The 12,164-nt window shown below is 38.4% G+C and carries 15 protein-coding genes and 1 riboswitch; of the genes, 2 read left to right on the top strand and 13 right to left on the bottom strand.

Annotation, left to right across the window (positions count from 1 at the left end):
* Positions 1 to 82: 82 nt before the first annotated feature.
* From AS180_RS18860 to AS180_RS18815, 10 genes are all read right to left on the bottom strand, one after another.
* A complete protein-coding gene (locus AS180_RS18860; RefSeq protein WP_025908420.1) occupies positions 83 to 784 on the bottom strand; it encodes an oxidoreductase in 702 nt (233 codons plus the stop codon).
* Between the two features lie 66 nt (positions 785 to 850).
* Positions 851 to 1,348 carry a preQ(1) synthase gene (queF, locus tag AS180_RS18855; protein ID WP_061786159.1) on the bottom strand — a complete coding sequence of 166 codons (498 nt, stop codon included), beginning with the start codon at positions 1,346 to 1,348 and terminating at the stop codon, positions 851 to 853.
* A gap of 99 nt (positions 1,349 to 1,447) precedes the next feature.
* Entirely contained in the window at positions 1,448 to 2,179 is a 732-nt protein-coding gene (gene queE / locus AS180_RS18850) for a 7-carboxy-7-deazaguanine synthase QueE (RefSeq protein WP_025908418.1), read from the bottom strand.
* Positions 2,172 to 2,615, bottom strand: a complete 444-nt coding sequence (gene queD, locus AS180_RS18845) for a 6-carboxytetrahydropterin synthase QueD (protein WP_061786157.1) — start codon at positions 2,613 to 2,615, stop codon at positions 2,172 to 2,174. The genes queE and queD overlap by 8 nt, the downstream gene beginning before the upstream one ends.
* Entirely contained in the window at positions 2,615 to 3,277 is a 663-nt protein-coding gene (gene queC / locus AS180_RS18840) for a 7-cyano-7-deazaguanine synthase QueC (protein WP_025908416.1), read from the bottom strand. Before queC ends, queD begins: the two co-directional genes overlap by 1 nt.
* Positions 3,278 to 3,451: 174 nt before the next feature.
* Positions 3,452 to 3,495, bottom strand: a riboswitch (PreQ1 riboswitch).
* A gap of 66 nt (positions 3,496 to 3,561) precedes the next feature.
* Positions 3,562 to 4,668, bottom strand: a complete 1,107-nt coding sequence (locus AS180_RS18835) for a GerAB/ArcD/ProY family transporter (RefSeq protein WP_062687305.1) — start codon at positions 4,666 to 4,668, stop codon at positions 3,562 to 3,564.
* Positions 4,669 to 4,689: 21 nt separating this feature from the next.
* The gene (locus AS180_RS18830) at positions 4,690 to 4,956 is read right to left on the bottom strand and encodes a GerAB/ArcD/ProY family transporter (RefSeq protein WP_025908414.1); all 267 of its coding nucleotides are present in this window, start codon (positions 4,954 to 4,956) and stop codon (positions 4,690 to 4,692) included.
* Between the two features lie 9 nt (positions 4,957 to 4,965).
* The gene (locus AS180_RS18825) at positions 4,966 to 5,202 is read right to left on the bottom strand and encodes a hypothetical protein (protein ID WP_062687304.1); all 237 of its coding nucleotides are present in this window, start codon (positions 5,200 to 5,202) and stop codon (positions 4,966 to 4,968) included.
* Positions 5,203 to 5,208: 6 nt separating this feature from the next.
* On the bottom strand, positions 5,209 to 6,411 hold the full coding sequence (locus AS180_RS18820) for a Ger(x)C family spore germination protein (RefSeq protein WP_062687303.1): 1,203 nt from the start codon (positions 6,409 to 6,411) through the stop codon (positions 5,209 to 5,211).
* A gap of 22 nt (positions 6,412 to 6,433) precedes the next feature.
* A complete protein-coding gene (locus tag AS180_RS18815; RefSeq protein WP_062687302.1) occupies positions 6,434 to 8,017 on the bottom strand; it encodes a spore germination protein in 1,584 nt (527 codons plus the stop codon).
* A gap of 246 nt (positions 8,018 to 8,263) precedes the next feature.
* Between AS180_RS18815 and AS180_RS18810 the strand changes: the two genes are divergently transcribed.
* Positions 8,264 to 8,983 (top strand): 3-ketoacyl-ACP reductase, encoded by a 720-nt coding sequence (locus tag AS180_RS18810; protein WP_062687301.1) that lies wholly within the window; start codon positions 8,264 to 8,266, stop codon positions 8,981 to 8,983.
* A 40-nt stretch (positions 8,984 to 9,023) separates the two neighbouring features.
* Here AS180_RS18810 and AS180_RS23690 read toward each other — a convergent pair whose 3' ends face one another.
* The 3 genes from AS180_RS23690 to nhaC form a co-directional block, all read right to left on the bottom strand.
* On the bottom strand, positions 9,024 to 9,155 hold the full coding sequence (locus AS180_RS23690) for a DUF6254 family protein (RefSeq protein ID WP_220387615.1): 132 nt from the start codon (positions 9,153 to 9,155) through the stop codon (positions 9,024 to 9,026).
* Positions 9,156 to 9,225: 70 nt separating this feature from the next.
* Complete coding sequence (locus tag AS180_RS18805; RefSeq protein WP_025908410.1) at positions 9,226 to 10,104, bottom strand: alpha/beta hydrolase family protein; 879 nt, start codon at positions 10,102 to 10,104, stop codon at positions 9,226 to 9,228.
* Between the two features lie 293 nt (positions 10,105 to 10,397).
* Positions 10,398 to 11,771, bottom strand: a complete 1,374-nt coding sequence (nhaC, locus tag AS180_RS18800; RefSeq protein ID WP_025908409.1) for a Na+/H+ antiporter NhaC — start codon at positions 11,769 to 11,771, stop codon at positions 10,398 to 10,400.
* 152 nt (positions 11,772 to 11,923) lie between these two features.
* Between nhaC and AS180_RS23685 the strand changes: the two genes are divergently transcribed.
* A partial coding sequence (locus AS180_RS23685; protein ID WP_374700002.1) for a hypothetical protein occupies positions 11,924 to 12,164 on the top strand: 241 nt, incomplete at its 3' end.

The raw sequence follows: 12,164 nt of genomic DNA, 5'->3' as shown, positions 1-12,164 counted from the left end.
AAAAAACCTGAACGATTAAAAGTGAGAAACTCTCAATCGTTCAGGTTTATCATTGGCTGAATTACTTATGTCCCAGCCTCTTTTACTTTGCAATCACTTTTTTACCATTTGTAAATGAGTAATAACATTCTCCTGTGAAAATATCTTGACTTTCATGGATATGAACCCCTGCTTTATCTTCCATAGCCGCTTTCATCATTGCTTTTGCAACATTGTAAGCTTTAATTGGTCGATATTTCTTCCATTTACCAATTAGGCAGAATGAGCAAGACTTAAGAGTGTATTCCCCTACTTTTTCAAACAAACGAAACTCATCGCGTTTGCCTAATAGTAGCGATGGACGGAAGAAATGCGTAGATCGAATGTACAGACTCGCAATATCTTCTTCCACCTGACCTTTTACCTTACTGTAAAAGAAAGGGGAACGAAGATCAGCACCAATTGCTGTAACGGTTAAAAAGTTTTGGCAGCGATTTGCTTCGGCACATTTTGCTGCTTTTAGTGGGAATTCATAGTCCACTTTAATAAATTTCGATTTTGTTTTTGCTTTCTTCATCGTTGTGCCTAAACAACAATATACATCATCAACTGCAAAATCTTTCTCATACTTTTCAAGCTCTGCAAAATCAATTTCGAGCTGACGTAGCTTTTCATGTTCAACCGGCAGTGCCTTTCGAACAAGTACTGTCACATGGCTATATGAGCGATTATCTAAAAGCAACTGTAAAAGTTCTTGACCAATAAGGCCACTTGCTCCTAGTACTAATGCTGATCTTTGTGACATTCTTTCACCTTCTCACCTTGTTGTTGTTTACATCGGAAAACAGGTTGTTAAGACAACCTGCTTTCATTAACGATTATCAATCGTTTCTGGATATAAATCGTGATTCATTAATCGATAAGAAGCCATTTCTTCATACTTTGTGCCTGGACGACCATAGTTTGTATATGGATCAATGGAAATTCCACCACGTGGCGTAAATTTCCCCCATACCTCAATATAACGTGGATTCATTAATTCGATTAAGTCATTCATAATAATATTCATACAATCTTCATGGAAATCACCATGGTTTCGGAAACTAAACAAATAAAGCTTTAAAGACTTACTTTCAACCATTTTTTCATCAGGTATATAGCTAATATAGATTGTAGCAAAATCAGGCTGTCCTGTTTGCGGACATAAGCTTGTAAATTCTGGACAATTAAATTTAACGAAATAATCTCGATTTGGATGCTTGTTATCAAACACCTCTAAAATTTCTGGTGAATACTCAAACAAGTACTTTGTTCCTTGATTACCTAAAAGCGTTACACCTTCTAATTCCTCTTCTTTACGACCACTCATGTGTGTTTCCTCTCTTTCTACGATTGTCATTCTAACAGCGTTTTTTCATTTTGTACATATTTGTTTTTGTATTTTATTTGTAAATTTTTTAAAGAACGCTTACACGCCTCTTTTATTTCCCCATACAAGTGCATGAACCTGCGGCAATACGCGTACATTATTCATATCTGTTGTAGCTACAACAAGATCAATTAGCCACTCATACTTCCCTAATAATTTACGAGTTAACGCATCGTCATCCGTTGTTGTCAAATCATCATTTCCTACTTGAACAAAGAATGGCACTGATGGATAGCGCTGATGAATGTGTTTTGCATAATCGAAATCCGTTTCATCAAACACAACCACTTTAATGCTAATATGTTGACTACGTCCATTGTTTTGCAAGCGTTCAACAATATCATCCAACACTTCGTAATTTGTCTTCATTCCCGAGCTTGGTGGCTTGGGTGAAAGAGTTAAATCGTCAATTTTATAAAACCACTCTTGAAAGCGACTTCCCTGAGTTTCAAGCGCGACTTGCTTTTGATGATCATGCAAGCGATCAATCAGTTTATCTAAAGATTTCAACAGCGCTGGATTCCCTCCTGAAATAGTTACATGGTCAAAGCGGTCTCCTCCTAAGGTTTGCAATTCATGCCAGACCTCTTCGTCCGTCAGTTGACGGATGTCACTTTTCGCTGACCCATCCCAAGTAAATGCCGAATCACACCAACTGCATGAGTAATCACAGCCAGCTGTGCGCACAAACATTGTTTTTCGGCCCACAACCATTCCTTCTCCTTGAATCGTTGGACCAAATATTTCGAGAACAGGAACCTTATTATTCATCTCGCTTCACCTTCTTTGGACGATATACAACATAGCTTGTAGGAGTTTCACGAACAAACACTTGCACGCATGCTGGCTTATTTTCAAGTTCATCTAAGTGAGCTTGTACAAGTTCATAAATTTTCCGAGCAATAACTTCAGATGTTGGAAAATCATTCGCATCCTCTTCATTAAACAACTCTTTATGATCATTTAAAAGCGTATGATCGAACTGACCAGAAACAATTTTTTTCAACGTAGCAAAGTTAACTAAAAAGCCTGATGAATCTAATTCATCACCTGCAATAGTTAAATTAACAAAATACGTATGGCCATGAACCTGCTGACATTTTCCTGCTGACTCATGAGGAACAAAATGCGCAGCGGCAAAATTCATGTCTTTATTTAATTCGTACGAATAAGGATGTGCTACCTGTGGGTAAATTTGCTGAAGCATTACTGTTCCCCTCCTTGTTTCGTGTCAAGATATTGTTCTAGACCTCTCTTGCGAAGTTTACATGCAGGACACTCTCCGCACCCATCTGCAATAATACCGTTATAGCAAGTTAATGTATGTTCACGTACATAGTCAAGCGCACCTAGTTCATCCGCTAGTCCCCATGTCTCTGCTTTATCAATCCACATTAACGGTGTGTGAATAACAAATTCAAAATCCATTGATAAATTCAGCGTTACGTTTAGCGATTTAACAAACACATCTCTGCAGTCTGGATACCCTGAAAAATCTGTTTCGCATACACCTGTTACTAAATGACGTGCACCGCTATTTTTAGCTAATACAGCCGCAAATGATAAAAAGAGAAGGTTGCGTCCGTCCACAAACGTTGTCGGTAGCTCCCCTTCCTCTTGGCTAATGTCAATATCATCTCTTGTTAGTGCGTTAGGCGCTAGTTGGCTTAACAACGACATATCTAAAATTGTGTGCTTCACACCAAGATCTTTTGCAATGGCTTCTGCAACCTCAATCTCTTTACTATGACGCTGACCGTAGCCGAACGTAACAGTTTCCACTTCTTTAAAATTTTTTAGCGCCCAAAATAAACAAGTCGTACTATCTTGTCCACCGCTAAATACAACAATTGCTTTTTCGTTTTTCATTTTTTTGTCTCCTTTTCCTTTATAAAGTCAAAGAAGAAAACATTCCGTTGTTTAGATCATATAAAAAAAGAGATTGCTTCGTTTGCAATCTCCCTTAACTAAGAATCCCTTTCTTATATTAAAAAAGAAACAGGAAAAAAGCCCCTAAAATCGGCGCCATTTGTCATCTCACTGATGATCTTAGTTTTTTATAGAGGGAGTTTACGAACCTCTCCCGCACATAGAGCACGGCATTTCTTCTTTCAATTTTCGCTTTTAACTATATCATACTCCATTTAAAATTACTATGTACTTCTACTTTTCTTCCTACTTTTCAATTGAATCATCACCAGCGTTACGATTGGAATGACAAACTGCATGGGAATGTGAATCCAAACTGGTACAATTTTCAAACCTATCTCTAAATGTTTAACAAAATTATCCGACATAAAAATAGTCGTAGTCAGAATGGATACCGTAACCAAAAGGAGTGATAGCTTGTGACTCCTGGTTTGATAAATATCTTTTATCCCTAAAATAGCTGCATATGCGAAAATCGTTACTTTAGCAAAACCGCCAATAATAAGAACACTAATGGCTAGCGTATCCATCCGCTGAATAATATCTCTAATATTCACTTGCTGTACGGTTACAAGTAGGGGGATTGTCGATGATTCTACCAAGTGCTGTCCGAGTGTAGTTAAGTTAATTAAACTTAACATACTAAGCATAACGCCTCCTATCACCACGGCACGCGTTCCCACCTTTCTAAGAGACTTTTCTCCTTTTATAAACTGGTTAAACATTAAGAAAACAACCATTTCTCCAAATGGAAACGTCAAAATAAGCGGAAACACCGCTCTAAAAATTGAACCGATTCCTTCAGCTAAAATGGGGTGCATATGATCTGGGTTCATAACATCAGAAAAGAACAGTAAGAAAAAAACTAATACAATGACGCCAACAAAAACAACTAACAATAACACACTCGCTCTTGCGATTGGCTCAACTTCTAAAAAGCATGCATACGCAATAACTAGCGTCATAACCCCGCCCACAATAACTAGAGGCGTATCCCTCATTGATGTTAACAATAACAGGTCACAAAAGTCTCTTAGAACACGCGCACCAATGTAAATAAAATATAGCACGTACAGCATGCAAATAATTTTGCCAACTAGCTTTCCAAAAGCAATTTTTAATATTGTTGGAAACGTTTCTTCTGGATGCCTTTTATATAAAAGTGTAAAAAGAGCAAAGAAAGGCAGGTACATTAACATCCCTACTAAAACGGCAATCCATGCGGATTGACGTGCTTCCTGTCCAATACTCACAACGGTCGCACTTCCAAATAAGAACAGCAGCATCATTGAGAATAGTTGAAAATTGCTTATTACTAAGCGTGAATGCATTCCTTTCCTCTCCTTTCCTCACTAGGTAGTTACCGATTTTCGGTCATACTTGCCACAAGACTTCTTTGCTATATCAATTAGCGTCGATTGAGGGTATTTTTGGATTAACCATAATAAAAGCCTCGCAAATACTAACCCACTTCCTGTTCCAATTATTGCACAAATCCAAGCGATGTTCTTTGCCACAGCTAATAATAAAGTAGATACAACTAAGATTGCACTTCCAATGGAGAATACATGGGTTAATGTAAAGAACTGTTTCCCACTTATCACTTCTTTTTGGCTCATATTGAACACCTACACCGAATAAAATGAAGAAAAGATATCAATGATGGACTGCATCCAAAACTCAAGGGCATACAGCGGAGTTGGAATGGTTATTCGAAAAATAACCGCTATCCACATTACCACTCTTATAGTAGAAAAGCTGCTGTATATTACGATTTCTTTTATCTGTTTTTGTTGATAAAGAGGGCGGATTGCCTTATATGCTAAAAAGCTGAATACCCCTAAAAACAGCAGTAAGTTTTCCATGTTGCACTAATCCTGCATCTCTTTCATGTATGAGTTATTCAACGTTCCAAGTCGACGGATTTGCACATCTACTTTTAAGTTCACTTCTAGATCTGTCGCAAAGATTTCATCCCAGCGATTTTTCATCTTGTTCCAGTCCTTTACGTTTTGGCGGTAAAAAACTTCTCCAAACCCAAAGACATCACTTTGATATTCGTTTTGTGCTCTCTTAATTGCTCTTCGCATTTTATCTTGCACATCATGTTCCGTTTTTTTCTCTAGTTCAGTAATCATAGCAGGGTCCTGCAAGTTAACCTGGCACTCTACGTCAGCGATGTTTGCTTCTCCCTTTAAGTTCACATCAATAACAGGCTTTCCACCTTTCATACGGCTTTTAATATCCGTACTTGTTCGCAGCATCTCAACTCCAATAATGTCATGGGATTTTTCTTTTTTTTCACACGGAATAACAACGACCGTACTTTTTACATTTCCGGTAACATAGTTATATCCTTTACTTTCACTTTCATTAAACCACCCAACAAGTTCATCTCCTTTAAAAATGCCAAGACCTTTAAATTTTAGAATGGTTTTTTGATTAACTCGCTGGATATTTGCCATATCTCCGCCTTTTTTGTGGTTACCTTTTACAAGAACAGCGGTTAACACAGGATGTTTGCCTTGACTCGTTAAGTTACTAATAAGCTCATTCAGCTTTACACCTCGCGTAGGCGCCCAAACTTTTTGTGACGTATCCAATGCAGCAAACATATAATTGGCTGGAATTTTTTCAATGGTTGTCAAGACATTTAAAACGGATGAAGCGCGTGAATTTTTTGCTACCACAACAAAATAATCGGTTCGCACCTCATGATCTCGCGCGAAAAAATCTAACACTTCAGCAATTCCGCTTTTTGCAATTCCTTCACTAAGAACAAGCATCCGTAAATGAGATAAGTATATTTTTCTAGGTGATTTAATTGTCATTTTCCGAAGAGCTTCCATGACAGAATCTGCTTTAATCGAGTACGTAGTAACCGAGGGACCATTCGTCGGCGTTTGGACTTGCATATCGCCCGGGTTAATAATTTGAACCGTTAACTCAATTCCATCTTTTACTTCGTCAATACCTACCGCTACGGTGATGGCCAATTCATTTAGCTCTCGACTACTCCAACAGCCTGATAGTGGGAGTAGACATATGCATAATACAAGTACGATTCGTTTCATGCTTATTCCACCTTTATAAAAGCTAATTCTCATCATTTGACCGTTCACGTACAACGTTTTGTTCGCTAATAAGCTTCGGTCTCGTATTCATTTTCTTTAACGAACGACGAATGAGCGCATCTTTTTGGTCACTACTTACAAATGGAGCCATTGGTGTCATATATGGAATACCAAATGAACGTAAACTGCACAGATGTAGAATCATTAAAATAAGTCCTAAAATAATTCCAAACAATCCAAATGTTGCTGCTAAAAACACCAAGACAAAGCGAAGCATCCTTACAGCAATCGCCATATCGTAAGCCGGCGATACAAAGTTACTGATGGCAGTTATGGATACAACAATGACCATCGCTGGTGAGACCACCCCCGCCTGTACCGCAGCCTCCCCTAATACGAGCGCTCCTACAATCGAAATAGCAGAACCTATGGCTCTTGGCAATCGAATTCCTGCCTCACGCAAAACTTCAAAGACCACTTCCATAATCAATGCTTCAATTACGGCTGGAAAAGGGACACCTTCACGCTGAGCTGCAATACTAACAAGCAAATTAAACGGCAGCATTTCTTGATGAAAAGTGGTAAGCGCAACATAAGCTGACGGCGTTAATAAAGCTAAGAAAAATGCGACGTATCGAATAATACGAATGAGTGTACTAATATCTGCACGCTGATAATAATCTTCAGCAGCTTGAAAGAATTGAATAAACACAGCCGGGACTAATAGCACAAACGGCGTTCCGTCTACAAAGATTGCTACTCGACCTTCTAAAAGACCTGCTGATACTGAGTCAGGTCTCTCTGTGTTATAAATTGTTGGAAAAGGAGTATAATCTTCATCCTGAATAAGCTCTTCAATGTATCCGCTCTCTAATATGCCGTCAATATCAATTTTAGAAAGCCGGGACTTTACTTCTTTCACCACTTGCTTATCAGCTATTCCTTTTACATACATAATCGCTACGTCTGTTTGCGTTACTTTACCGATTTTCTGAGACTCCATTCGTAAATTAGGAGATTTAATCCGTCTTCTTACCAGTGCCGTATTGGTGCGCAGCGTTTCAGTAAAGCTATCTCTTGGTCCACGCACTACTGTTTGAGCCTGTGGTTCTGAAATCGCTCTTTCTCCCCACCCTCTTGTACTAGCAATGATACACGTTTGATAACCTTCTATAAATAGAGCCGTATCACCTGATAAAACATGTAAAATCACGTCATCTAAAAGAGTCACCTCTTTAATTTCCCCAATTGCTAAGCTGTAATTTTTAATGAACTCAAACATGTTCACAGCACCATCATCATGAACGAGCTGTTTCGTATGATTATGCATGATTGATTCCATGGTAAACTCTTGTACGCTATCCTCACTCGTCAATCCATCAATATAGATAAGCCCTAATCGAAATTTCTCTTGAACTGAAATGGCAAACTCGCGGCAAACCACATCAGCACTATCTCCAAGCTCTGCTTTCACCGCATTCAAGTTATCTTTTACGCTTTTTAACAGTTCAGTATCGGAAGATGAAGATTCAGCTATTGGTTGTGATTCATTTTCTTTAGGCTTTTTAGATCGATTTTTTAATTCTGATAGTTTTTTTATTCGCATACGTCATCCTCCATTTTCCAAACGGCACAGCGTTCCTCTTCAAGTCCTTATAGTTTCTGTCTATGCAGGAAATTTATTCAGTTATCTTGGTATTTTTAACCGCCTTATAGAGCAAGAGCTTTGACAATGGTTCTCTACATTTTGTAGGATTAGATGGATTGCTAATTTATTCAGCTACTCATTTAGCATGATTTGCAAACTGATTTTAGCAATAACGATAGTTTAATTAAGAAGGAGTGACGAAAGATGGGACAATCATTACAAGGAAAAGTAGCCATCATTACTGGTGCTGGTAAAGGTATTGGCCGAGCAACAGCGCTTGATTTAGCAAAAGAAGGTGTCAACCTTGGCTTACTAGCACGTACAGAAGCTGATTTACAAGCCGTTGCACAAGAAGTCGAAGCATTGGGTGTAAAAGTTGCTTATGCTACAGCAGACGTATCTTCAATGGAAGAAGTAAATAAAGCCGTTGATTACTTATATAACCAACTAGGTAAAGCAGACATTTTAATCAACAATGCCGGCATCGGAAAATTCGGAGGCTTTTTAGAACTATCTCCCGAAGAATGGAAGCAGATCATTGATATTAACTTAATGGGTGTCTATTACGTTACAAGAGCTGTTTTACCACAAATGATTGAGAAAAACAGTGGAGATATCATTAATATCTCCTCTACTGCTGGACAAAAAGGAGCTCCTGTAACAAGTGCATACAGTGCTTCAAAATTTGGTTTATTAGGTCTGACAGAATCGCTTGCTCTTGAAGTACGCAAACACAATATTCGCGTAACTGCTTTAACACCAAGTACAGTTGCTACAGAGCTTGCTTATAAGGAAAACCTAACAGACGGTAATCCTGAAAAGGTAATGCAACCTGAAGATTTAGCGGAAATCATGGTAGCACAGCTGAAGCTACACCCTCGTATCTTTATTAAATCAGCTGGTATGTGGTCTACTAACCCTTAATCTAAACAAACAAAAAGCCCCTCAATTAGAGGGGTTTTTATTATTTATTTTTATTTTTTGGCGTAATTTCTTCTGCTAATTCTTCAAATGACTTTACTTTGCCATGAGGTGGATTTTGCGACTGTTTACGCACATTCCATTGACGCTCTTGCTGTCTTTTTGATTGTGTCATCGTTCATCATCCTTTTCTATAGTGTTCCTTTCTAGGATGTGCGAAAAACGGACGAATATGCTTGCCACTTTTATTCAACTAAATGCCGTTGAAACCACTTGTCAATCTCAGCATTATACTGATTATAATAGTTGCTTAGTGGGTGATCTCCGCCTTTGTATAAGACATATTTATACTCTTTGTTTTGTTCTTCAAGCTGCGCAACTAGCTTTTCTGCTTGCGTATGATGTACCTTTTTGTCGTGATCTCCTTGTAAAATAAGAAGCGGCGAATTTACCTTATCGCTCCAATACACAACCGATCGACTTTTATATCGTTCAGGATACACCTTAGGATCTCCAACAATATCTCTTAGCACTTGCTTCATTTCAGAACCCCGTTGGTCGTAGAACTGAAACATATCCGTAATTCCGGATTGAACAACCACCGCATCAAAGGATATGCCATTTTTCATGGTTAAATACGTCATCATTCCACCGCGAGAATATCCAAACGCTACTTTTTGTTCAGGGTTTACATAAGGCAACTGTTCTCCCCATTTAATGAGGTTAAGGACATCATGAATATCGTCCCCGCCGTATGTTTCTACTCCTTCGCTTCCACCATTACCACGATATTGGGTTGTAACCACAACATAGCCTTTATCCGCCCATGATGATAAGTAGCGCAGCGTTTTATCTCGAATCATACCGTGCTCACGGTTCCCGCCACGATTATAAACTAGCAGTGGATATTTTTTATCCACAATGTCTTTTGGCTGTAATAAAAAACCTTTAACCTGCAACCCATCGCTTGGATATGTGATTTGATATATATCAACACTCCTAGCATAAGGTGAAAATAAATGCACTTTCTCTTTATTAACATCGTCGCTTTCCGCTCGATAAAAAACAGCGGTTACGCCAAGTACAACGATGGTAAGTAGTACAATGAACCCCCACTTTTTCAAACAGAATCCTCTCCTTAATTACTAACTTTCATCTCTTTTTATGATGAGCCGTTTCTTTTTGCTCTACCCTTTTTAAATGTTTGCTAAAAAGGATTTTTGTGGAATCCTTCACAAATAGCTCTTCAACTAAACGTTATGGTTTATTGTATTACTACTTTCTCTTTTTTGGAAGAGAAAGATTAGAGCTTCTACTCACATTACCTCTAACAGCAAATATTAAACATGATTGGTACAATAAAAAGCTTTGAATTCTTAATAAGTAATTAAGAATTCAAAGCTTTTTAGATCATAAGTTATTTTTGTTTAGCAATACCAAGTCCTGTGTAGCCCAAAATTACCGCAAATATTGGACATAGCAGACAGAAAAATGCAAAAGGTAAATAATCGACAACTGGAACACCAAGTGTTTGTGAAATGAAAGCTCCACTTACTCCCCACGGAATTAATGGGTTAATAACTGTTCCTCCATCTTCTAGCGTACGAGATAAGTTTTTCTCCTGCAAGTTCCACTTCACGTAAAGAGGCTTGAATGTTTGCCCAGGTAATAAAATAGATAAATACTGCTCGCCTGTTATAACGTTAACACCAATAGATGAAAGAACTGTTGAAAACACTACATCGCCACTTCTTCGCACTTGCTTAGCTAATCCTTCAATTAAAGCTTGAACAACACCAAGTTCACGCATCAACCCACCAAGAGCTAGCGCAATAATGACAAGGGACACTGAAAACATCATGGAGTCCAGTCCGCCTTTTGTGACAATAGCATTTACAATTTCATTTCCTGAATCAATTTGACCACCGCTTTGAAGAGCCCCAAGCATGCTTCCTAATGTAACAGTTGGCTGTAATAATACCCCTGTTATTACGGCGATGATAATTCCAATTACCAACGTAGGGAGTACATCAAATCGTTTAATCGATAGAATTAACACAACAAGCGGTGACAAAAGTGTTAGAAGATTAAGGTTAAACGTATCACCTAATGCACTTTGTACAGCTTCAATATCTCCATAGTTTACACCTGTTCGATGTGTGCTTATGCCAATGACCAATGCAATTACAGCCGTTACAATAATACTTGGTAACGTGGTCCACAACATATGGCGAATGTGATCACTTAGAGAAACGCCAACAATCCCTGAAGCAAAGTTAGTTGTGTCGGATAAAGGAGACATCTTATCACCAAACACTGCTCCTGACACAATGATTCCTGCAGCTAGGCCTGGATTCACCCCAATAGCCGTTCCAATTCCAAATAAAGCTACTCCAACCGTGCTAATCGTTGTAAATGTACTTCCCGTAAAGCTCGATACTAAAATTGTGATTAAAAGTGCGCTAATTAAGAAATATTGCGGTGAAATCCAATTGAATCCATACGATAAAATAGTTGGGATCGTTCCGCCCACCATCCAGGCAGCAATTAATACACCAACAAGCATAAGAATTAAAATTGGCTTAACCCCTACTTTAATCCCTTCTACAATGCCATGTTCAAAAGTTTTCCACTTACCACCCATAAGTGCTCCAATGGTACAAAGCGCTACAATGCTAATAAGCAATGGAACATGTGGTGCTAAACCTAATAAAAATAATGATGCAAAAATAAGTCCTAATAAAACAACGACAATCCCAATTGACTGTCCAAATGTTATCTCTTTTTTCATTAACTTGTTCCCCTCAATCTCTTTTTCACTTAAACGCTTTTATGCTTTTATGCACTAAACATAGTTGAAGTATATGGGTTATTCCTACTACTGTCAATCGCTTCTCGCCAAAAAACAACATCGTCAATAAATTCCACTCTCTTTTCTATGTTTTGCCCAATTCTAACCGGGTACATTACCTATACTTCTTATTTATAATTATTAAAGGAAAAGGTGATTGGAACGGAGGATGTGAGACTCCTACGGGATCAGCGAGACAGCTTGAAATCCCGCAGGAACGAAGTGACGAGGAAGTTCAACGCGAGCCCCGTGGAAAGCGAACAATCCGGAGTGGAAATCACAATTATTCGTTGCGTATGCTCCTTCCTTCAAAACAAAAAGACAGCGAAGCAG

Origin of the sequence: Priestia veravalensis (genome assembly GCF_001457055.1) — a bacterium.
Lineage (GTDB): Bacteria > Bacillota > Bacilli > Bacillales > Bacillaceae_H > Priestia > Priestia flexa.
The sequence above is the reverse complement of the archived record's forward strand: the minus strand, read 5'-3'. Positions and strand labels throughout refer to the sequence as shown.